The following is a 19,711-nucleotide window of genomic DNA, read 5'->3' as shown; positions in this document are numbered from 1 at the left end:
CGCTGAGAAATGAGGAGCGCGTAGCGATCTGTCGCGCCTGGGGGCTCCGCAGGTCACTCTGGTCGACCTCTCGTGCAGGCAGCCGCACCCCCGGCCCCTCGTCTCGTCACTGACGGGGCCGCTTCTCGCCTGTCTCCCCCTGTGACCGTTCCTTTTGGGGGTTTCCCGGCAGTCTTTCGGCATTCCGGGGCGGGACGGCCTGTCAAGGGTGGCCGAAGGCCATCGCGAAGCGACGCGACCGCAGGGAGCGCCCTTGACAGGGCGGCCCGAACCGGAAGGACGATGGGACTGACGGGAAACCCCCAAACCCTCCCCGACCACCGCCCAGGGGAATGCCGCCCCAGCCCACCGGCCCGCAGACGAGGGGGCGGGTGGGCAAACACCAGCCGGCCCCCAACCCCTCGCGGGGGAGACAGCGGGCCCGAACCGCGAGGCCTACCCCAGGATCCGCGGGCTCAGGGCCCCGCACGGGAGGAGTTCCACCTCCGAGCCGGCGTCGCGGAGGTCCGTGAGGACGAGTTCGTCGTACATGAGGAGGCCCGTCTGTTCGGGCCAGACGATGGCCCACAGCCACAGGCCGCGGGCCTCGCCCGCGAAGACGGCGCGGTCGTCCGGGGCGCCCTTGACGTGCCACAGGGGGGTGGGGCGGCCCGCCGCGACGACCTTGGCGTGCGGCGGGGAGGAGACGTTGATGTAGGGGCCCGGGTCGGGGGCGTCGATGCCGGCGAAGCGGGAGCCGAGGCCGACGCCGAGTTCCTCGGCGATGAGCAGGAGCTCCCCGAGGCCGCCGAGCGGTCCCGGGCCGGTGCAGGCCACGGCGGTGGCGCGGCCGCCGCTGCGGTCGTCACCGGCGCTCGCGACGCCGGTGAACAGCCAGCCGACCGGCAGTGGCCACGGCATCCACACGGGCACGTTCGCCCGGTTGACGACGACCTCCAGCCCTTCGACGCTGGGCGGGATCACAGGCTGTAGCGGGTGGACGGCGCCGTGCACCGCGCACTGCCAGGAGTCGGAGAAGAGGCCGGGCGCGCGGACCCGGCCACCGCACTTCGGGCAACTCGGTTCGCCCCTCATAAGAAGCACGCTCCTCCCCGCCCGGGGCGTCGTCAAGACGCGATCACCCGTCCGGGCTCACTCCGGGCTCAGTCCAGTGCGACGGCCGTACGCAGAGGGTCCCGCAGATCCGTGCCGCGCGCGAGCCAGCGCTCCTGGAGCGCGGCGGCTCCGTGCACCCGCTTCCAGGCGGCCTCGTTCGCCGTCATGGGGAGCAGCGGGAGGAAGCGGACGGGGTCCATGGGCTCGTCCAGCTCCAGGTCCTCGACGAGTCCGCCGGGCTCGGCGACGAGTACGGAGGTGAACGGGGCTCCGTCCCACAGCGGTTCGCCGACGTCCAGCGAGGCGCCGGGGGCGACGACGAGCCCCTCGACCATCGGGGAGGCCGCGAGCACGGCCAGCGGCCGGAGCAGTTTGTCGGTGGGGGCGAGGCCGGCCCGTACGGTCAGCACCAGTTCGGCGCGCGGGCCGCGCACCGGGTCGGCGACGACGGCGGTGGGGTCGGTCATGGGGTGGGCGGACATGCCGAGGGTCGCGTAGCGGACGAGGTCGCCGCCGGTGAAGCGGAGGACCTCGATGCGGTCGGTGCCGAGGAAGGTGACGGAGGCGCGGGCGTCGGGTTCGCCGAGCGTGCTGCGCAGCCGGGCTTCGACGAGGGCCAGAATTTCTGCCATGGAGCGAGCATAGAACTCGTATCCGCCGGGTAAAGGGCGGGTCTTGACCATCCGTCGGCTGATAGTGTTGACAGCTGGTCGGGGCCGCACTCAGAAGAGTTGTTTCAGGGCTCCGGCGACAGGACGTCCCCCACGGGGGACCGGCCGGAGGAGGTGGGGCTGCGATGGATCGAAGTCGATCGTGCAGTACCAGCCGCTCTTCGGCGTCCTTCCAGGGCTCCTCCAGCCCTCTTTGATCTTCTGATCAGCAGAAGAGCGACGGCAGAACTTTGTCCTCCCGTCCTGTTTCCCTCCGTGGGCCCCGGGCTGTCCGCCCCCGGCCGCCACAGGGGGCCTCCCACCCGTACGGTCCGCAGCCGTGCGTGAGAAGGAGCCTGCCATGTCGATGCTGCCCTACCTCCGTGCCGCCGTCCGTCCGGCACTGCGCAAGTCCACCCCCGTACAGCCCGGCTACGACACCACCCGCGACCCCTCCGCCAGCAGTGCGGTGGTCGACTGCGCCGTGTACCGCGACGGGCGGCGCGCGCAGGGGGACTGTCTGACGCCGCGTGAGGCCCTGCGCCGGGTGCGCGAGGACGGCGGCTTCGCCTGGATCGGGCTGCACGAGCCCACCCACGACGAGTTCGCCGGGATCGCCGCCACGTTCGGGCTGCACCCGCTGGCGGTGGAGGACGCGGTGCACGCGCACCAGCGGCCGAAGCTGGAGCGGTACGACGAGACCCTCTTCACCGTCTTCAAGACGATCCACTACGTGGAGCACGCCGAACTGACCGCGACCAGCGAGGTGGTGGAGACGGGCGAGGTGATGTGCTTCACGGGCCCCGACTTCGTCATCACCGTCCGGCACGGCGGCCAGGGGTCCCTGCGGAGTCTGCGCCACCGCCTCCAGGACGACCCGGAGCTGCTGTCGCGGGGCCCGTCGGCGGTGCTGCACTCGATCGCCGACCACGTGGTCGACGGGTACATCGCGGTCGCGGCGGCGGTGCAGGACGACATCGACGAAGTGGAGAGCGCGGTCTTCGCGGCCCCGGCCAAGGGGGTCGCCCGGGGCGGTGACGCGGGCCGGATCTACCAGCTGAAGCGGGAGGTGCTGGAGTTCAAGCGGGCGGTGTCGCCGCTGCTGCGGCCGATGGAGCTGCTGAGCGAGCGGCCGATGCGGCTGGTGGACCCGGACATCCAGAAGTACTTCCGGGACGTGGCCGACCACCTGGCGCGGGTGCACGAGCAGGTCATCGGCTTCGACGAGCTGCTGAACTCCATCCTCCAGGCGAACCTGGCGCAGGCCTCGGTCGCCCAGAACGAGGACATGCGCAAGATCACCTCCTGGGCGGCGATCATCGCCGTGCCGACGATGATCTGCGGCGTGTACGGGATGAACTTCGACCACATGCCGGAGCTGCACTGGAAGTACGGCTATCCCCTGGTGATGGCCGCCATCGTGGGCAGCTGCTTCGCCATCCACCGGACGCTGCGGCGCAACGGCTGGCTGTAGCGGCCGGGAGCGCACCGCCTACGCTGTGCGCATGACTCTCAGCGCGCTCGATCTGGCCCTCGTCGAGGAGGCCTCCAAGAAGTCCGGCCTGATCTGGGTCCGCGGCACCGGTGCCGACCGGGCCCTTTGGCACGCCTGGGTGGACGGCGCCGCGCACGTGCTCGGCGACGGCCCCGGCGAGCAGCCGTTCCCCGGGCTCACGGACGGCGCCTCGGCGGAGGTGACCGTACGCAGCAAGGACAAGGGCGGCCGGCTCGTGGCCTGGACCGCGGCCGTACGGGAACTCGTGCCCGGCAGTGACTCCTGGGAGGCGGCGGTCGCCGAGCTGAAGGGCAAGCGGCTGAACGCGCCCGACTCGGAGCGGATGACGGAGCGCTGGGCGCGGGAGTGCCGGCTGCTGCGCCTGGAGCCGGTGTCGGTGGCCGACGGGCTGCCGACGGGTTCGCTGGCGGCGCGGCCGGTGGGCTCCCCGGCGGTCACCCGCAAGCCCATCCCGGCGGGCCTGCCGAAGCTGCTGCTGAAGCGGAAGAAGGCGAAGCGCTAGCGGGCGCCGCCGCTCAGCCCTTGAGGTCGGCGCCCTGGCCGCTCTGCCCGGAGGACCCGGTGGAACCGGAAGAACCGGAGGACCCGGAGGACCCGGAGGACTTCGAGGGCGCCGGGGAGGCGCCGGGGGTGGTGCCCTTGCCGTCCTTGGTGGTCGGCAGCTGGCTGCCGTAGTCCACGGTCTGGTCCTGTGCGGGAGCCTCCAGCGGGAAGGGCTTGCCCCACTCGGACAGCTCCACCCGGCCGGCGCCGCCCGCGCGCTCCATCAGCAGCGGGTACGGGGTGCCCTCCAGGGACACCGACAGCTTGCCGCCCTTGCCCGCGTCCGCCGAGAGGGGGACCGCGCGGGTGTGCCCGACGGTGGTGTAGGCGCCCTTGCTGAGCTTGCCCTGGAGGCCGAGCAGCCCGTCCAGCAGGACGTGCATGTCGGTGAACCCGCGGAACTGCTTGTAGGAGGGGTCGCCCTCGGGCACCTTCACGTACTTGTCGCCGAGCTTGCCCGCCGAGTCCGACTTGCCCCAGAAGGCGGCGCTGGCCTTCAGGTAGAGCTGTTCGCCGACCCGCAGCAGCTGGAAGGTGTCCTCGGCGGACTTCACCTCGCCGGAGCCGCCGTCGGCCTTCAGCCGCATGTTGAGGGTGAAGGTCTTGCCGCCGGTGACGAGGGTGCCGGCGAGGTGGACGGAGTTCGCGGCGGTCGCGGCTGCCTTGGCCTGGCCCTCGATCTTGTCGGCGGCGAGCTTGCCGACGCCGTTCGTGCCCTTGTCGGGGTCCTTCTTCTCCCCGCAGCCCGTGCCGACGACGGCGAGTCCCGCGCAGAGGGCACCGATGAAGGCGGCCCGGCGCAGCCGTACGGCGGGGGTGTGGGCGGTCACGGGCGTGTGCCTTCCGTCGGGGGTCTGCGGCAGCAGGCAGCGTACCCGTCCGGGGGCGCTGCCCCGGCGGACCCCCGGACAGACCTCGCCGGACGGCCCCACCAGGACGCCTTCGCCCGCCACGGGCTAGCCTGAGGCACGGCACGACTGTTGATGGACGCTCTAGGAGGCGCACGGATGGCTGCAGGCGCCCCGCGGATCTTCGTCTCGCATCTGTCGGGTGTGCCCGTCTTCGACCCCAACGGCGACCAGGTCGGCCGCGTCCGAGACCTCGTCGCGATGCTGCGGGTCGGCGGCCGCCCGCCCCGGCTGCTGGGCCTGGTGGTCGAGGTGGTCAGCCGGCGGCGGATCTTCCTCCCGATGACCCGGGTGACGGGCGTGGAGTCGGGCCAGGTCATCACCACCGGTGTGGTCAACATGCGGCGCTTCGAGCAGCGCCCCACCGAGCGGCTGGTCCTCGGCGAGCTGCTGGACCGGCGGGTGCGCCTGGTGGACGGCGGCGAGGAGGTCACCGTCCTGGACGTGGCCATCCAGCAGCTGCCGGCCCGCCGGGACTGGGAGATCGACCGGATCTTCGTGCGCAAAGGCAAGGGCGGCGCGCTGCGCCGGCGCGGCGAGACGCTGACCGTGGAGTGGTCGGCGGTCACCGGCTTCTCCCTGGAGGAGGAGGGCCAGGGCGCCGAGAACCTGGTGGCGACCTTCGAGCAGATGCGTCCGGCGGACCTGGCGAACGTCCTGCACCACCTGACGCCGAAGCGGCGCGCCGAGGTGGCCAACGCCCTGGACGACGACCGGCTCGCGGACGTCCTGGAGGAGCTGCCCGAGGACGACCAGGTGGAGATCCTCGGGAAGCTGAAGGAGGAGCGGGCCGCCGACGTCCTGGAGGCCATGGACCCCGACGACGCGGCCGACCTGCTCTCCGAGCTGCCGGAGGAGGAGAAGGAGCGGCTGCTGACGCTGATGCAGCCGGACGACGCGGCGGACGTGCGGCGCCTGCTGTCGTACGAGGAGAACACCGCGGGCGGTCTGATGACCACCGAGCCGATCGTGCTGCGCCCGGACGCCACCGTCGCGGACGCGCTGGCCCGCGTGCGCAAGTCGGACCTGTCGCCGGCGCTGGCCGCGCAGGTGTACGTGTGCCGGCCGCCGGACGAGACGCCGACGGGCAAGTACCTGGGGACGGTGCACTTCCAGCGGCTGCTGCGGGACCCCCCGTTCACCCTGGTCAGCTCCCTGGTGGACGCGGACCTGCCGCCGCTGCGCCCGGACGCCTCGCTGCCGGCGGTGACGAGCTACCTGGCCGCGTACAACATGGTCGCGGCGCCCGTCGTCGACGAGAGCGGCTCGCTGCTGGGCGCGGTCACCGTGGACGACGTCCTGGACCACCTGCTGCCCGACGACTGGCGGGAGACGGACTTCCACTCCGAGGAGGCCCTGCGTGGGCACTGAGCGCGGGCGCGGCGATGCGGCGCGCGAGCGGCGCCGGGAGCGGCGCGAGCAGGCCCGGGAGGGGCTCTCGGAGCGCCTGGAGGAGGCCGCCGAGCGGCTCCGCAACGAGCGGACGGAACGTTCCTCCGAACGGGCCAGGAGCGCCGCCCCGGCGGGGGCGAGCGCGCTGACGCGGTCGCGCGTACGGCTGGACCAGCCGCGTCCGGACCGCCGCAAGCTGCTGCCCGAGTACGACCCGGAGGCGTTCGGGCGGCTGTCGGAGCGGGTGGCGCGGTTCCTGGGCACGGGCCGGTTCATCGTCTGGATGACCCTGGTCATCGTGGTGTGGGTGCTGTGGAACATCTTCGCGCCGGACTCGCTGCGCTTCGACCAGTACCCGTTCATCTTCCTGACGCTGATGCTGTCGCTGCAGGCCTCGTACGCGGCCCCGCTGATCCTGCTCGCGCAGAACCGGCAGGACGACCGGGACCGGGTCACCCACGAGCAGGACCGCAAGCAGAACGAGCGCTCCATCGCGGACACCGAGTACCTGACCCGGGAGATCGCGGCGCTGCGGATGGGCCTGGGCGAGGTCGCCACCCGCGACTGGATCCGCTCGGAGTTCCAGGACCTGATCAAGGAGATGGACGAGCGGCGGCTGTTCCCGGGTGAAAGTGACGAAGGCGACCGCTGATCGGCTTACCTGAGGGCTGCTACCGAGCCGTACCATCGGGGACATGGCTACCGAGACACCCTCCGCCGCCGTGCCGGAGCAGGACGCGATCCTGGACGCGCTGGCGACGGTCAACGACCCCGAGATCCACCGGCCGATCACCGAGCTCGGCATGGTCAAATCGGTGGAGATCGGCGAGGGCGGCGCCGTCGCCGTCACGGTCTACCTCACGGTGTCGGGCTGCCCCATGCGCGAGACCATCACGAAGAACGTCACCGAGGCCGTCGAGAAGGTCGCGGGCGTCACCTCCGTCGCCGTCACCCTGGACGTGATGAGCGACGAGCAGCGCAAGGAGCTGGCGGCGACCCTGCGCGGCGGCACCGCCGAGCGCGAGGTGCCGTTCGCCAAGCCCGGTTCGCTGACCCGCGTCTACGCGGTCGCGTCCGGCAAGGGCGGCGTGGGCAAGTCCTCCGTGACGGTCAACCTGGCCGCGGCGATGGCGGCCGACGGCCTGAAGGTCGGCGTCGTCGACGCGGACATCTACGGGCACAGCGTGCCGCGGATGCTCGGTGTGGACGGCAAGCCCACCCAGGTCGAGAACATGATCATGCCGCCGTCCGCGAACGGCGTGAAGGTCATCTCCATCGGCATGTTCACCCCGGGCAACGCCCCGGTGGTGTGGCGCGGCCCGATGCTCCACCGGGCGCTCCAGCAGTTCCTGGCGGACGTGTTCTGGGGCGACCTGGACGTGCTGCTGCTGGACCTGCCCCCGGGCACCGGCGACATCGCGATCTCGGTGGCGCAGCTGGTGCCGAACGCCGAGATCCTGGTGGTGACCACCCCGCAGCAGGCCGCGGCCGAGGTCGCGGAGCGGGCCGGCTCGATCGCGGTGCAGACGCACCAGAAGATCGTGGGCGTCGTCGAGAACATGTCGGGCCTGCCGTGCCCGCACTGCGACGAGATGGTGGACGTGTTCGGCTCGGGCGGCGGCCAGAAGGTCGCCGACGGCCTCACCAAGACGGTCGGCGCGACGGTTCCGGTGCTCGGCACGATCCCGATCGACGTCCGGCTGCGCGAGGGCGGCGACGACGGCAAGCCGGTCGTACTGTCCGACCCGGACTCCCCGGCGGGCGCGGCCCTGCGCGCCATCGCCGGCAAGCTCGGCGGCCGTGCGCGCGGCCTGTCGGGCATGAGCCTGGGCATCACGCCGCGGAACAAGTTCTAGGGAGAGGTGTGGGCATTCGTTCCGCCTGGGGGTCCCCCCTGGACGAAGTCCTAGGGGGATGGAACGGGTGGGCACACCGGAACGGCGGTCCGCAGGGACCGCGCAGCGTAAAGGGCACCGCCCCGCCGGGCGGTGCCCTTTCGCGTACCTACTCGTACAGCGCGAGGTCGATCGCCGAGAAGCCCAGGCCGTACGCGCTCATCCCCCGCCCGTACGCCCCCAGGTGCACCCCGCTCCCGGTGGAGCCGGCCAGCACCCAGCCGAACTCCGACTCCCGGTAGTGGAACGGCGTGGGCTCCCCGTCCACCGGCAGCGACAGCGTCGACCAGTCCGGCCCCGCGAGGTCGTCGGCGAGCTCCCAGGCCGCCTCCGTCTGCTGGTCGAGCCAGTCGGCGCGCCGGGTGTGGTCCATCTGCGGCGGCCAGCTGTAGGACAGCAGCCCCGAGCCGGCCAGCCAGGCCGCCGAGGAGACCGAGGTGGCCTCCAGGACGCCGGTGCCGTCGCCGCTGCGGCGCTGCGGGTTGCCGGCGACGGTGATCACCACCGCGAAGCGGTCCTTCTCACCGGTGGCGATCTCACCCCGGGCGGACGGCTCGTCGCCGTGGCCGGTCGATCCGTGCTCCACGCTGCCGTCGGCGCCGGTGCCGACCTGCATGAGCCAGCGGGGGCCGGTGAAGGCCCCGTCCAGGCCGTACCAGGGGAATTCGGCGCTCAGGTAGCCCGCCGCCCCCCGGCGGGCCTTCGGGAACGGCGCGGCGGCTTCCGGTGGCTGGCCGGGCGCGGCCTGGCCGCCGGTATGTTCCGGGGGCTCGGTCGGTGCGGGTGGTGCGTCTTCGGGGGCCTCGGCGGGCTGTGCGCCCACCCGGCTGCTGCTCGTCGTCTCCATGGGCGGCCTCTCGTTCCGTGGGGTCCGGAACGGCCCTCCCCCTCGCCTGGCTGGGGGGACCCCCCTCCGCGGGCGGCCTGGGTCCGGACAGATGGAGGATAGCCATCCGGTCCCGGATCGACGGGCAGGCTGCGGATCAGGTGGCGTCGGCGTCGAAGGGGGTGCGGGACTCCTGGGCCGGTGCGGCGGGCTTCTTCAGCAGGTCCGGACCGCCGCCCGCGGCGGGCGTGGCGGACGGCGCCGCCGCGGTCGGGTCCGCGTCCGCCTCACGGCTGTTCACCGCGTCGGTGACGTCGTTCAGCTCCTTGCGGAGGTCGAAGCTGCTGCGCAGCTCCTGAAGGTCCTCGTTCTCGGTGAGCTGCTTGCGGATGAAGGTCTTCGGGTTCAGGTCCTCGAACTCGAAGTCCTTGAACTCGGGGCCCAGTTCGGAGCGGATGTCCTGCTTGGCGCTGTCCGAGAACGCCCGGATCTTCCGGATGAACCCGGAGACGTCCTGGATCACCTTCGGCAGCTTGTCGGGGCCGAAGACGAGGATGGCGAGCACCACGATGGTGACCAGCTCGAGTGCGCCTATGTCGTTGAACACCTTGCCGCTCCTCGGCTCTCTCCACGTCCGGCCCGGTCAACGGTACCCGCCCTTCCTTGCACTCCCCTACGCCGGTACGCCACCGATCCCGGATTCACCCGGGCGTCATCCGGTATTCGTGTCGCGGACCGGCTGCCCGGAGGCCGCTCAGGAGCCGCTCGCCGAGCCGAGGACCACGTCCAGGGTGCGTTCCCTGCCGTCGCGCAGGACGGTCAGGCCGAGGCGGTCGCCGGGCCGGTGGGCCCTGATCTTGATGATCAGCTCGTCGCCGCCGTGCACGCGTACGCCGTCCACCTTGGTGATCACGTCTCCGGGCCGGATCCCGGCGCGGGCGCCGGGGCCGTCGGCCACGACGGAGGGCTTGCCGTCCTCGCCCTTGGCGTCGACCCGGGCTCCGTCGCCCTTGTACTCCATGTCCAGGGTGACGCCGATGACGGGGTGGGTGGCGCGGCCGGTGCGGATGAGTTCCTCGGCGACCCGCTTGCCCTGGTTGACGGGGATGGCGAAGCCGAGGCCGATGCTGCCGCTCTGGCGGGTGGGGTCGTCGCCGTCCTCGCCCTTGTCCGCGCCGCGGATGGCGCTGTTGATGCCGATCACGTGGGCACGGGAGTCGAGGAGGGGGCCGCCGGAGTTGCCGGGGTTGATGGGGGCGTCGGTCTGGAGGGCGTCGACGTAGCTGATGTCGCTGCCGTCGCGCTTGCCGCCGCCCGCGGTGATGGGGCGGCCGGTGGCGCTGATGATGCCCGAGGTGACCGTGTTGGAGAGGTCGAAGGGGGCTCCGATGGCCACGACCGGGTCTCCGACGCGGACGTTCTCGGAGTTCCCGAGCGCCAGCGGGCGCAGCCCGCGGACCCCGCTGACCTTCACCACGGCCAGGTCGTAGCCGCCGTCGCGGCCGACCAGCTCGGCGCGCACGCTCTCGCCGGTGCTGAAGGTGACCGTTATGTCGCGGGCGTCGGCGACGACGTGGTTGTTGGTCAGGATGTGGCCCTGGTCGTCCAGGACGAAGCCGGTTCCGGTACCGCTGCCGCCGCCCCCGCTGACGTGCAGGGTGACCACGCCGGGCAGTGCGGTGGCCGCGATGCCGGCCACGCTGTCGGGGGCCCGGTCCTTGGCGTCGGCGGCGGCCTGCGGGAGCTCCAGCCGGGTGCTGGTGCGCCGCTCGGCGAGGATGCCGAGGTAGCCGCCGGCACAGCCCGCGAGGAGGGCGATGATCGCGCCGACGACCGCCAGCTGCCACAGCGCGGGCGCGCCGCGCGGCGCCTTGCCCTGGTCGACGACCTGGAGCGGGCCGGCGGCCCAGGGGTCGTAGCGGGGTCCGGCATCGGAGCCGGGGGCCGGGTCCTGGTCCGTGGCGGCAGCGGGCGGGGTCCGGTCGGTGTCCGCGTCGGGGCCGGACTCCGGCGCAGCGGCGGGCCGGCTCCACCACGTCGGAGCCGGACCGTTCTGCTGACTGTCGGACATGGGCGCTCCCCCGCGGGCCTGGCGCACCGCGGGGCGGCGCGTGTGCCGCAGATTCAACCAGGTACCCGGGCCCCTCGGGGGCCCGGGTCAGCGGGAGAGGGAAACCGGCTGGGCCGTCGTCGGGGCCGAGGGGGCCGCCGTCGGCAGCTGTCCCACCGGGATGGGGCCGGTCGTTACGCCGGGGGTCGGGACCCGGTCGCGCACGAAGGCGTCGGTCAGCGGCACCGCGGGGCCGGGCCTGGTCGCGGGCGCCTCGCCCCGGGCGTTCGGCTCGATCCCGTCCAGCGGCAGCGAGCCGCCGAGCGCGATCGCGGCCAGCGACACGGCCCCCGCCGCCACGAAGGCGAAGCGGCGTCTGGGACGGCCCACCTCGTGGATGCGGAAACCCTCGCGCGGTGCGGCCGGGGCGGAGTACCCGAACGAGGAGAACGGGTCGACGCCCGGAGCCGGGGGCGCGAGCGGAGCCCCCGGTCCGCCGCCCGGACCGGCGGGCCCGGCAGGCCCGTCCGGGCCCGCTCCCGGCAGCCCCTGGAGCCGGGCCAGCAGGCCGGCCGACAGCGGCGGCGGGGCGCTCTCCACGAACAGGGTCTTCAGCCGGCGCTGCGCATCGGCCTCGGCCTTGCACTTGGCGCAGGTCGCCAGGTGCGCCAGCACCCGCTCGCGCGCGTCGTGCTTCAACTCCCCGTCCACCAGGGCGGCGAGCCGGTCGCCCAGGTGCTGTTCGGCGGGGGAGGGACTCGCTCCGCTCACTCGGCTCCGCCCTCTCCCCCGGCGCCCGGCACGCCCACCGCCACGCCCGCCAGCGCGCGCTGCTCGGCGCGGAACTCGGGAGAGCGGTGCTTGAGCGCCTTGCGCAGGTGCGAGCGGCCCCGGTGGATGCGGCTGCGGACGGTGCCGAGCTTCACGCCGAGGGTGGCGGCGATCTCCTCGTAGGACAGGCCCTCGATGTCGCAGAGCACCACGGCGGCGCGGAACTCGGGCGCGAGGGTGTCCAGCGCCTGCTGCACGTCGGCGTCGAAGTGCGTGTCGTGCAGGACCTGCTGGGGGGACGGCTCACGGCTCGGCAGCCGCTCGGCGGCGTCGTCGCCGAGCGCGTCGAAGCGGATCCGCTGCTTGCGGCGCACCATGTCCAGGAAGAGGTTCGTGGTGATGCGGTGCAGCCAGCCCTCGAAGGTGCCGGGCGTGTAGGTGGACAGCGAGCGGAAGACGCGGACGAAGACCTCCTGCGTCAGGTCCTCGGCGTCGTGCTGGTTGCCCGTCAGGCGGTAGGCGAGGCGGTAGACCCGCGCGCTGTGCGTGCTGACGATCTCCTCCCATGAGGGAGGGGTCCACGCCTGGGAGCCCGCGTCAGCGGCAAAGGTCGCGGTGGTCGCGGTGTGGGCGGTGTGGAAGCGGTCAGCAGTGTAGGTCACGGATTTCGGCTCACCCGCCGACCAGAAGAGACGTCTGAGGACGCCTCCACGATCCACAGGCGCAGCCGCACCTCCCCTGTCGGCTCTGGTGGTGTCCAGTGGAGCCCCTACCATAGCCACCCCTCCCGTCAGCTCTGGATAAGCATTTTTGCAGTAACTTTGCACGGACCTCGGGGTCCGGACCGCCGATCTGCCCGCAGCCGTCCCCTCTATCCCGCCTCTCACCCTCCCAACGCCCGGTCCCATCTGCGGGTTCCCGACGTCAGCGGATACAGTCACCGTTGCGCCAACTATGGGGACAGGAGAGGGTCATTAGCGGCAACCGGCAGACGAGCTGGGCGTTCGCCGACGCGTTTGTCGCCGAGGACGACGCTCTGCGATGGGCCCGAGACCGGTCCAGGGAAGCGGGCCTGCGGTCCGTGTCCCCCGGCACCGGGGCCGCGCTGCGTCTGCTCGCCGCCACCGCGGACGCCAAGGCCGTCGCCGAGATCGGCACGGGGACCGGCGTCTCGGGGATCCACCTGCTGCACGGGATGCGGCCGGACGGGGTCCTGACCACGGTGGACCCCGAACCCGACCGGCAGGCCTTCGCCCGCCAGGCCTTCCGTGCGGCCGGCTTCGCGGGGAACCGCGCGCGGTTCATTCCGGGGCGGGCGCTGGACGTGCTGCCGCGGCTCGCCGACGGCGGGTACGACCTGGTCTTCTGCGACGGCGACCCGGCCGAGTCCCTCGACTACCTCGCGGAATCGTTGCGGCTGCTGAGGCCCGGCGGGCTGGTGTGCTTCGAGGGGGTCTTCGCGGACGGGCGCACGGTGGACTCCGCGGCCCAGCCGGTGGAGGTGATCCGGGTGCGGGAGCTGCTGCGCAGCGTGCGGGAGAGTCCGGCGCTGGAAGCTGCGCTGCTTCCGGTGGGGGACGGGCTGCTCTGCGCCGTACGCCGCTGACGCCGCCGAAGGGTGCCGCTGCGCGGGCTGCTCCCCGCCCCGCCCTTCGCCCGTTCCCCAGGGCTGCGCCCCGGACCCCCTGGGGGCTCCGCCCCCAGACCACCGCGCCTCAAACGCCGGCGAGGCTGTGAACAGCCTCGCCGGGCCGGCGCAGAAAAAACCCCGCCCCCACCGCAAGCGGTAGGGGCGGGGCAAGATCAAAGGGCCGAGGCTCAGCCGACGACCTTCTTCAGGGCGTCACCCAGGGCGTCCGCCTCGTCCGGCGTCAGCTCGACGACAAGCCGACCGCCGCCCTCGAGCGGTACGCGCATGACGATGCCTCGCCCCTCCTTGGTGACCTCGAGCGGGCCGTCGCCCGTCCGCGGCTTCATGGCCGCCATGCTCGTTCCCCTTCCTGAAACCAGCTCATCGTCAGCCGACGGCCCCGTTCAGGCGCCTAGTACCCGGCATCGAACACATTGCTTCCCAGCCATTATCCCGCATGTCAGGACCCGATGACCAACATCGGAAGGGAACGCTTGCGCAACGCGCTCGACCAAAACCACTCATTTCGGGGATCCGCCTGCGATACTTCGCCGTCGCACCCGGGGGTGGGGCTCCGCTTTGTTTGACGCACATCACATGCCCGCCCCCGGTCCCGTCCGCCATGCTGGCCCTTGCACCGGCCGGTACCGGCCGGTAGCCAGCCCGCGACGAAGGGGGACCCCCGCCATGGCAGACAGCGTGCTCTACGAAGTGACCGACGGACTCGCGACCGTCACGATCAACCGGCCCGACGCGATGAACGCCATGAACACGGAGGCCAAGGTCGCCCTGCGCGACGCCGTCCGGGCAGCGGCCGCCGACACCGCCGTACGGGCGGTCCTGCTCACCGCCGCCGGGGACCGGGCCTTCTGCGTGGGCCAGGACCTCAAGGAGCACATCGGCAACCTCGCCGCGGACCGCGAGAACGGCTCGACGCTCACGATGAGCACGGTCTCCGAGCACTACAACCCGATCGTGCGGGCCCTGACGGAGATGCCGAAGCCCGTCGTGGCCGCGGTCAACGGCGTGGCCGCCGGGGCCGGCTTCGGGTTCGCGCTCGCGACGGACTTCCGCGTCGTCTCCGAGACCGCGTCCTTCAACACGTCCTTCGCCGGGGTCGCGCTGACCGCCGACTCCGGGGTGTCCTGGACGCTGCCCCGGCTGATCGGCGCCTCCCGGGCGTCCGACCTGCTGCTGTTCCCCCGCTCCATCAAGGCGCAGGAGGCCTTCGAGCTGGGCATCGTGAACCGGCTGGTGCCCGCGGAGTCGCTGCGCGAGGAGGCCGAGAAGGTGGCCCGCACCCTCGCCTCCGGCCCGACGGTGGCCTACGCGGCCCTGAAGGAGTCCCTGGCGTACGGGGCCTCGCACACCCTCTCCGAGGCCCTGGAGCGCGAGGACGTCCTGCAGACCCGCGCGGGAGCCTCCGAGGACCACTCCATCGCCGTGCAGGCCTTCCTCGCGAAGCAGCCGCCGCGGTACCTGGGCCGCTGACGCCTCACCCCTCGCGGGAGACGCAGCCCGCGAGGTGGTCGTTGACCAGGCCGCACGCCTGCATCAGGGCGTAGGCCGTGGTCGGCCCGACGAAGCGGATGCCCGCCTTCTTCAGGGCCTTGGCCAGGGCCGTGGACTCCGGGGTCACCGCCGGCACGTCGGCGGTGCTCCTCGGGGCCCGGCCCGGCTTCTCGGGGGCGTGGGACCAGATCAGCCCGTCCAGCTCCCCCGCGCCCCAGCCGGCCAGCACCTTCGCGTTGGCGAGGGTGGCCTCGATCTTGGCCCGGTTGCGGATGATCCCCTCGTCGCCCATCAGCCGTTCGGCGTCGGCCGGCCCGAACTCCGCGACCGCCGCGATCTCGAAGTCCGCGAAGGCCTTCCGGAAGCCCTCGCGGCGCCGCAGGATCGTGATCCAGGACAGCCCGGACTGGAAGGCCTCCAGGCACAGCCGTTCGTACAGGGCGTCGTCCCCGTGGACGGGCTTGCCCCATTCGGTGTCGTGGTAGACGACGTAGTCCTCCGTGGACAGCCCCCACGGGCAGCGCAGCCCGCCGTCCGGGCCCGCCACCAGTCCCGTGCCGCTCACCGCTCGTCCTTCGTGAGGTCGACCCGGTCCGCCGGGGCGTGGGCGCGCGCGGCCGTCAGCTCCGCGATCCGCGCGTCCCGCTCGGCCAGCTCGGCGGCGAGCCGGTCCAGTACGTCGTCCACCTCGGCCATCCGGTAGCCGCGCGGCGCGACCGGCAGCCGGAGCGCGTCGATGTCCGCCCGCACCACCGGCCGGCTCTCCGGGAGCGCGTCGGCCACCCGGTCCGGCTCGGCCTCGGGCAGCACGGCTTCGGAGCCGCCGCCGACCACCGCGAGGGTGACCGCGGCCACGACCACGACCAGCGCGATCAGCAAGAACCAGAACACGATCAACTCCCCTGAGAGACTCCTGCCCCTCAGGTTAAGGTCGCAGACGAGGCGCGAGGGTCGCCGAAGGAGGAAAGAGCAGGATGCTGCGACTGGGCAGGCGCGAGTTCGACACCCACGAGCCGGTGATCATGGCCATCGTGAACCGCACCCCGGACTCCTTCTACGACCAGGGCGCCACCTTCCGCGACGAGCCGGCCCTCGACCGGGTGGAGCAGGCCGTGGCCGAGGGCGCGGCGATCATCGACATCGGCGGGGTGAAGGCGGGTCCCGGCGAGCACGTGGACGCGGCGGAGGAGGCCCGGCGCACGGTCGGCTTCGTGGCGGAGGTGCGCCGCCGCCACCCGGACGTGGTGATCAGCGTGGACACCTGGCGGCACGAGGTCGGCGAGGCGGTCTGCGAGGCCGGGGCGGACGTGCTGAACGACGCGTGGGGCGGGGTGGACCCGAAGCTGGCGGAGGTCGCCGCGCGCCACGGCGCGGGCATCGTCTGCACCCACGCGGGCGGGGTCGAGCCCCGCACGCGGCCGCACCGGACCTCGTACGAGGACGTGGTGGACGACATCCTGCGCGTCACGCTCGGCCTCGCGGAGCGGGCCGCTGCCCTCGGGGTGCCCCGCGAGTCGATCATGATCGATCCGGGTCACGACTTCGGGAAGAACACCAGGCATTCGCTGGAGGCCACCCGCCGGCTCGCGGAGATGACCGAAACCGGTTGGCCGGTGCTGGTCTCCCTGTCCAACAAGGACTTCGTCGGCGAGACCCTCGACAAGCCGGTCAAGGAGCGCCTGCTGGGCACCCTGGCGACCACGGCCGTCTCGGCCTGGCTCGGCGCGCAGGTCTACCGCGTCCACGAGGTCGCGGAGACGAAGCAGGTCCTCGACATGGTCCGCTCGATCCAGGGGCACCGTCCGCCGGCCGTCGCCCGCCGCGGCCTGGCCTGAGGCCCCCGGAGCCGCGCCGCCCGCGGCGGCGCGGCCGTGGTCCCTACTTGCCGACTTCCTTCGTGACCAGCGCGATCGCCTCGTCCACGTCGTCCGTGACGTGGAAGAGGTAGAGGTCCTTCTCCGAGGCCTTGCCCTGGGCGATGACCGTGTTGCGCAGCCAGTCGATCAGGCCGCCCCAGTACTCCGTGCCGAAGAGCACGATGGGGAACCTGGTGATCTTCTGCGTCTGGACCAGGGTCAGCGCCTCGAACATCTCGTCCAGGGTGCCGAGCCCGCCCGGCAGGACCACGAAGCCCTGGCTGTACTTCACGAACATCGTCTTGCGGACGAAGAAGTACCGGAAGTTCAGCCCGAGGTCGACGTGCTGGTTGAGCCCCTGCTCGAAGGGGAGCTCGATGCCCAGGCCGACGGAGATGCCGTTCGCCTCGCGGGCGCCCTTGTTGGCCGCCTCCATCGCGCCCGGGCCGCCGCCGGTGATCACGGCGAAGCCGGCCTCGACGAGCGCACTGCCGATCCGTACGCCGGCCTCGTACTCCGGCGAGTCCACCGGAGTGCGGGCCGAGCCGAACACGCTGATCGCGGGCGGCAGCTCGGCCAGGGTGCCGAAGCCCTCGATGAACTCCGACTGGATGCGCAGGACCCGCCAGGGATCGGTGTGCACCCACTCGGAGGGCCCGGCCGAGTCCAGCAGCCGCTGGTCCGTCGTACTGCCCGCCTGCACCTGGCCCCGCCTGCGCAGCACCGGCCCGAGCTGCTGCTCCTCGGGCCGACGGCGGGACCCTTCGGCATTGCCGTGGTTGCCCATGATGTGCTCCCTCCAGCTGATCGTTGGATCAGGTTAGGCGCACGAAGGTGGCCGGAAGGGGAATTTACGAGGTCAGCCAGGCGCGGAGTCGTTCCTCGCAGTGCAGGATGGCCTTCGTCTCGACACGCTCGTCGACCTTGTGGGCCAGCAGCGCGTCGCCCGGCCCGTAGTTGACCGCCGGGACGCCGAGCGCGCTGAAGCGGGAGACGTCCGTCCAGCCGAACTTGGGCATCGGACGGCCGCCGACCGCCTCCATGAAGGCCGCCGCGGCCGGGTGGGCCAGGCCGGGCAGGGCGCCGCCGGAGGAGTCGTCGACGACGAACTCGGCGATGTCGCAGTCCGCGAAGACCTCCCGGACGTGGGCCAGCGCCTCGGCCTCGCTGCGGTCGGGGGCGTAGCGGAAGTTCACGGTGACCGTGCAGGCGTCGGGGATGACGTTGTTGGCGACGCCGCCCTCGATGCGGACCGCGTTGAGGCCCTCGTGGTACTCCAGGCCGTCGATGACCGGCTTGCGGGGCTCGTACGCGGAGAGCTTCGCCAGGATCGGGGCGGCGGCGTGGATGGCGTTGGAGCCCATCCAGCTGCGCGCGGAGTGGGCGCGCTCGCCCTCGGTGCGCAGCAGCACGCGCAGGGTGCCCTGGCAGCCGCCCTCGACCTCGGCGTTGGAGGGCTCCAGCAGGACGGCGAAGTCACCGGCCAGCCAGTCGGGGTGGGCGTCGGCGACCTTGCCGAGGCCGTTGAGGTCGGCGGCCACCTCCTCCTGGTCGTAGAAGACGAAGGTGAGGTCGCGGTTGGGTTCGGGGACGGTCGCCGCGATCCTCAGCTGTACGGCGACCCCGGACTTCATGTCCGTCGTGCCGCAGCCCCACAGGACGTCGTTCTCGTCCAGGCGGGACGGGACGTTGTCGGCGATCGGCACGGTGTCGAGGTGGCCGGCCAGCACGACGCGCTCGGCGCGTCCGAGGTGCGTACGGGCGACGACGTTGTTGCCGAGGCGGTCGACGGTGAGGTGCGGGAGGGCGCGCAGCGCCGCTTCCACCAGGTCGGCGAGGACCTTCTCGTCGCCGCTCACGGAAGGGATGTCGACGAGCCGGGCGGTCAGCTCGGCAGCGTCCAGGGTGAGGTCCAGCTCGGATTCGGACATGGAACTGACCCTAACGCCCCGGGATGGGGGGTAAGCGGGAGCGTCCGGCCGGTGGACGGTTTATCGGCCTCAAGTACGGTGGGCCGCGTGTCCGAGACCGATCGCTCCCGCCCCCGCCGCCGCCGGCCGTTCCGCAAGGCCGTCGGCCTGGTCGTCCTGCTCGGGGTGATCGGGTACTTCGTCGTCCAGCGGGAATCCGACAACGGCGCCTCCTACTGCACGGCTTCGGCGACCGGAGCGGCGGGCTCCGCGGGTGCGGGGGACGTCCAGACGTACGAGATGACCCCGGAGCAGGCGGCGAACGCGGCGACGATAGCCGCCGTCGGGATCTCCAAGGGGCTGCCGGACCGGGCGGTGACCATCGCGCTGGCGACGGCGATGCAGGAGTCGGGGCTGCGCAACCTCGACCACGGGGACCGGGATTCGCTGGGGCTGTTCCAGCAGCGGCCCTCGCAGGGCTGGGGCACCCCGGAGCAGATCATGGACCCGGTGTACTCGGCGGGGATCTTCTACGACCGGCTCGCGGAGATCAAGGGCTACACCAGGCTGCCGCTGACGGTCGCGGCGCAGAAGGTGCAGCTCAGCGGTTTCCCGCAGGCGTACGCGAAGCACGAGCCGGACGCGACAGTGCTGACGGCGGCCTTCGGTGAGAACGGCACGCCGGCCTCCTTGGTCTGCTCGGGCCCTGCGCCCTCGGCGGGCGACCCGGAGAAGGTGCGGGCGGAGCTGGTGCGGGCGTTCGGGGCGCCGGCGCGGGAGGCGCTGGGCACGGGCCGGGCGGGTGCTCCGGCCGGGCGGCCGGCGTCGCCGGGCGGGACGGTGCCCGAGGCGGAGGTCGGGCTGCGGCTCAAGGAGGGCGGCGGTCCGGCCGAGGCGCGGCGCGGGCGGGCGATGGCCCACTGGGCGGTGGCCCGGTCGAAGGAGCTGGGCATCGCGCGGGTGTCGTACGACGGTTCCTCGTGGGTGGCCGGGCGGGACGGCGGCGCGTGGCAGGGCAAGGGCAAGGGCGGCGGCCGCAAGGGCGGTGCCGGGGACCCGCACGACGCGGCTCCGGGCGAGGTCCGGATCTTCATGGCCCGCGCCGGCGCCAAGTAACCGGCGCCGCCGGCCGGCCCGCGCCACCGCCAGGCGACCGG

The 19,711-nt window shown here is 72.7% G+C and carries 21 protein-coding genes and 1 pseudogene; 9 read left to right on the top strand and 13 right to left on the bottom strand.

What is annotated here, in order from left to right:
* Nucleotides 1-435 precede the first annotated feature (435 nt).
* Complete coding sequence (locus ACQKM2_RS08785) at nt 436-1,074, bottom strand: DUF6758 family protein (protein WP_427707751.1); 639 nt, start codon at nt 1,072-1,074, stop codon at nt 436-438.
* Between the two features lie 68 nt (nt 1,075-1,142).
* Nucleotides 1,143-1,727, bottom strand: a complete 585-nt coding sequence (locus ACQKM2_RS08780) for a suppressor of fused domain protein (protein ID WP_427707749.1) — start codon at nt 1,725-1,727, stop codon at nt 1,143-1,145.
* 379 nt (nt 1,728-2,106) lie between these two features.
* Between ACQKM2_RS08780 and ACQKM2_RS08775 the strand changes: the two genes are divergently transcribed.
* On the top strand, nt 2,107-3,219 hold the full coding sequence (locus ACQKM2_RS08775; RefSeq protein ID WP_125818126.1) for a magnesium and cobalt transport protein CorA: 1,113 nt from the start codon (nt 2,107-2,109) through the stop codon (nt 3,217-3,219).
* A 31-nt stretch (nt 3,220-3,250) separates the two neighbouring features.
* Nucleotides 3,251-3,763, top strand: a complete 513-nt coding sequence (locus ACQKM2_RS08770; protein ID WP_427707746.1) for a hypothetical protein — start codon at nt 3,251-3,253, stop codon at nt 3,761-3,763.
* Nucleotides 3,764-3,776: 13 nt separating this feature from the next.
* On the opposite strand, the gene ACQKM2_RS08765 is transcribed toward ACQKM2_RS08770, so the two are convergent.
* Nucleotides 3,777-4,634: a hypothetical protein gene (locus ACQKM2_RS08765; protein ID WP_427707743.1), complete on the bottom strand. Its 858-nt coding sequence runs from the start codon at nt 4,632-4,634 to the stop codon at nt 3,777-3,779.
* A gap of 177 nt (nt 4,635-4,811) precedes the next feature.
* Here ACQKM2_RS08765 and ACQKM2_RS08760 point away from each other — a divergent pair, with 177 nt between their 5' ends.
* The 3 genes from ACQKM2_RS08760 (at nt 4,812) to ACQKM2_RS08750 (ending at nt 7,960) form a co-directional block, all read left to right on the top strand.
* Nucleotides 4,812-6,083: a magnesium transporter MgtE N-terminal domain-containing protein gene (locus ACQKM2_RS08760; protein WP_405978736.1), complete on the top strand. Its 1,272-nt coding sequence runs from the start codon at nt 4,812-4,814 to the stop codon at nt 6,081-6,083.
* A 166-nt stretch (nt 6,084-6,249) separates the two neighbouring features.
* A complete protein-coding gene (locus ACQKM2_RS08755; RefSeq protein ID WP_362467405.1) occupies nt 6,250-6,756 on the top strand; it encodes a DUF1003 domain-containing protein in 507 nt (168 codons plus the stop codon).
* Nucleotides 6,757-6,844: 88 nt separating this feature from the next.
* Nucleotides 6,845-7,960: an Mrp/NBP35 family ATP-binding protein gene (locus tag ACQKM2_RS08750; RefSeq protein ID WP_385769420.1), complete on the top strand. Its 1,116-nt coding sequence runs from the start codon at nt 6,845-6,847 to the stop codon at nt 7,958-7,960.
* A 148-nt stretch (nt 7,961-8,108) separates the two neighbouring features.
* Here ACQKM2_RS08750 and ACQKM2_RS08745 read toward each other — a convergent pair whose 3' ends face one another.
* The 5 genes from ACQKM2_RS08745 to sigE all read right to left on the bottom strand — a co-directional run bounded on the left by ACQKM2_RS08745 (nt 8,109) and on the right by sigE (nt 12,422).
* Complete coding sequence (locus tag ACQKM2_RS08745) at nt 8,109-8,846, bottom strand: hypothetical protein (protein WP_427707741.1); 738 nt, start codon at nt 8,844-8,846, stop codon at nt 8,109-8,111.
* 136 nt (nt 8,847-8,982) lie between these two features.
* On the bottom strand, nt 8,983-9,432 hold the full coding sequence (locus ACQKM2_RS08740) for a sec-independent translocase (RefSeq protein WP_427707739.1): 450 nt from the start codon (nt 9,430-9,432) through the stop codon (nt 8,983-8,985).
* 147 nt (nt 9,433-9,579) lie between these two features.
* Nucleotides 9,580-10,896, bottom strand: coding sequence for a trypsin-like peptidase domain-containing protein (locus ACQKM2_RS08735; protein WP_427707736.1), 1,317 nt, complete (start codon nt 10,894-10,896; stop codon nt 9,580-9,582).
* A gap of 87 nt (nt 10,897-10,983) precedes the next feature.
* Complete coding sequence (locus tag ACQKM2_RS08730) at nt 10,984-11,646, bottom strand: zf-HC2 domain-containing protein (protein ID WP_427707734.1); 663 nt, start codon at nt 11,644-11,646, stop codon at nt 10,984-10,986.
* Complete coding sequence (gene sigE / locus ACQKM2_RS08725) at nt 11,643-12,422, bottom strand: RNA polymerase sigma factor SigE (protein ID WP_427707732.1); 780 nt, start codon at nt 12,420-12,422, stop codon at nt 11,643-11,645. The genes ACQKM2_RS08730 and sigE overlap by 4 nt, the downstream gene beginning before the upstream one ends.
* 167 nt (nt 12,423-12,589) lie before the next feature.
* Here sigE and ACQKM2_RS08720 point away from each other — a divergent pair, with 167 nt between their 5' ends.
* Nucleotides 12,590-13,252 (top strand): O-methyltransferase, encoded by a 663-nt coding sequence (locus ACQKM2_RS08720; RefSeq protein WP_125605621.1) that lies wholly within the window; start codon nt 12,590-12,592, stop codon nt 13,250-13,252.
* Between the two features lie 212 nt (nt 13,253-13,464).
* Here the strand turns inward: ACQKM2_RS08720 and ACQKM2_RS08715 are convergent, their stop codons facing one another.
* Entirely contained in the window at nt 13,465-13,632 is a 168-nt protein-coding gene (locus tag ACQKM2_RS08715) for a DUF3117 domain-containing protein (RefSeq protein ID WP_003966491.1), read from the bottom strand.
* A 331-nt stretch (nt 13,633-13,963) separates the two neighbouring features.
* Here ACQKM2_RS08715 and ACQKM2_RS08710 point away from each other — a divergent pair, with 331 nt between their 5' ends.
* Nucleotides 13,964-14,767 carry an enoyl-CoA hydratase/isomerase family protein gene (locus tag ACQKM2_RS08710; RefSeq protein ID WP_427707727.1) on the top strand — a complete coding sequence of 268 codons (804 nt, stop codon included), beginning with the start codon at nt 13,964-13,966 and terminating at the stop codon, nt 14,765-14,767.
* A gap of 4 nt (nt 14,768-14,771) precedes the next feature.
* Here the strand turns inward: ACQKM2_RS08710 and ACQKM2_RS08705 are convergent, their stop codons facing one another.
* Both ACQKM2_RS08705 and ACQKM2_RS08700 read right to left on the bottom strand, forming a co-directional pair.
* On the bottom strand, nt 14,772-15,353 hold the full coding sequence (locus ACQKM2_RS08705) for a DNA-3-methyladenine glycosylase I (protein ID WP_427707725.1): 582 nt from the start codon (nt 15,351-15,353) through the stop codon (nt 14,772-14,774).
* A gap of 5 nt (nt 15,354-15,358) precedes the next feature.
* Nucleotides 15,359-15,679 (bottom strand): annotated as a pseudogene (locus tag ACQKM2_RS08700) (DivIVA domain-containing protein); the annotation flags it as partial.
* Between the two features lie 83 nt (nt 15,680-15,762).
* Between ACQKM2_RS08700 and folP the strand changes: the two are divergent.
* Nucleotides 15,763-16,623 (top strand): dihydropteroate synthase, encoded by an 861-nt coding sequence (gene folP, locus ACQKM2_RS08695; protein ID WP_427707723.1) that lies wholly within the window; start codon nt 15,763-15,765, stop codon nt 16,621-16,623.
* 43 nt (nt 16,624-16,666) lie between these two features.
* Here folP and ACQKM2_RS08690 read toward each other — a convergent pair whose 3' ends face one another.
* Complete coding sequence (locus tag ACQKM2_RS08690) at nt 16,667-17,431, bottom strand: TIGR00730 family Rossman fold protein (protein WP_125599835.1); 765 nt, start codon at nt 17,429-17,431, stop codon at nt 16,667-16,669.
* Nucleotides 17,432-17,495: 64 nt separating this feature from the next.
* Nucleotides 17,496-18,575 carry a succinyl-diaminopimelate desuccinylase gene (gene dapE, locus ACQKM2_RS08685; RefSeq protein WP_427707720.1) on the bottom strand — a complete coding sequence of 360 codons (1,080 nt, stop codon included), beginning with the start codon at nt 18,573-18,575 and terminating at the stop codon, nt 17,496-17,498.
* 87 nt (nt 18,576-18,662) lie between these two features.
* On the opposite strand from dapE, the gene ACQKM2_RS08680 reads away from it, so the two are divergent.
* Complete coding sequence (locus ACQKM2_RS08680) at nt 18,663-19,670, top strand: hypothetical protein (protein WP_427707717.1); 1,008 nt, start codon at nt 18,663-18,665, stop codon at nt 19,668-19,670.
* Nucleotides 19,671-19,711: the final 41 nt, after the last annotated feature.

The sequence above is a fragment of the Streptomyces sp. NPDC004126 genome, assembly GCF_050275515.1.
GTDB lineage: Bacteria > Actinomycetota > Actinomycetes > Streptomycetales > Streptomycetaceae > Streptomyces.
This window is presented reverse-complemented; position numbering and strand designations above follow the sequence as displayed.

What these genes read in the sequence shown, in the direction of transcription:
- sigE (WP_427707732.1), bottom strand. Translation starts at nt 12,422, where the DNA reads ATGGTAGGGGCTCCACTGGACACCACCAGAGCCGACAGGGGAGGTGCG.
- ACQKM2_RS08690 (WP_125599835.1), bottom strand. Translation starts at nt 17,431, where the DNA reads ATGGGCAACCACGGCAATGCCGAAGGGTCCCGCCGTCGGCCCGAGGAG.
- ACQKM2_RS08760 (WP_405978736.1), top strand. Translation starts at nt 4,812, where the DNA reads ATGGCTGCAGGCGCCCCGCGGATCTTCGTCTCGCATCTGTCGGGTGTG.
- ACQKM2_RS08775 (WP_125818126.1), top strand. Translation starts at nt 2,107, where the DNA reads ATGTCGATGCTGCCCTACCTCCGTGCCGCCGTCCGTCCGGCACTGCGC.
- ACQKM2_RS08745 (WP_427707741.1), bottom strand. Translation starts at nt 8,846, where the DNA reads ATGGAGACGACGAGCAGCAGCCGGGTGGGCGCACAGCCCGCCGAGGCC.
- ACQKM2_RS08710 (WP_427707727.1), top strand. Translation starts at nt 13,964, where the DNA reads ATGGCAGACAGCGTGCTCTACGAAGTGACCGACGGACTCGCGACCGTC.
- ACQKM2_RS08770 (WP_427707746.1), top strand. Translation starts at nt 3,251, where the DNA reads ATGACTCTCAGCGCGCTCGATCTGGCCCTCGTCGAGGAGGCCTCCAAG.
- ACQKM2_RS08715 (WP_003966491.1), bottom strand. Translation starts at nt 13,632, where the DNA reads ATGGCGGCCATGAAGCCGCGGACGGGCGACGGCCCGCTCGAGGTCACC.
- ACQKM2_RS08785 (WP_427707751.1), bottom strand. Translation starts at nt 1,074, where the DNA reads ATGAGGGGCGAACCGAGTTGCCCGAAGTGCGGTGGCCGGGTCCGCGCG.
- dapE (WP_427707720.1), bottom strand. Translation starts at nt 18,575, where the DNA reads ATGTCCGAATCCGAGCTGGACCTCACCCTGGACGCTGCCGAGCTGACC.
- folP (WP_427707723.1), top strand. Translation starts at nt 15,763, where the DNA reads ATGCTGCGACTGGGCAGGCGCGAGTTCGACACCCACGAGCCGGTGATC.
- ACQKM2_RS08735 (WP_427707736.1), bottom strand. Translation starts at nt 10,896, where the DNA reads ATGTCCGACAGTCAGCAGAACGGTCCGGCTCCGACGTGGTGGAGCCGG.
- ACQKM2_RS08780 (WP_427707749.1), bottom strand. Translation starts at nt 1,727, where the DNA reads ATGGCAGAAATTCTGGCCCTCGTCGAAGCCCGGCTGCGCAGCACGCTC.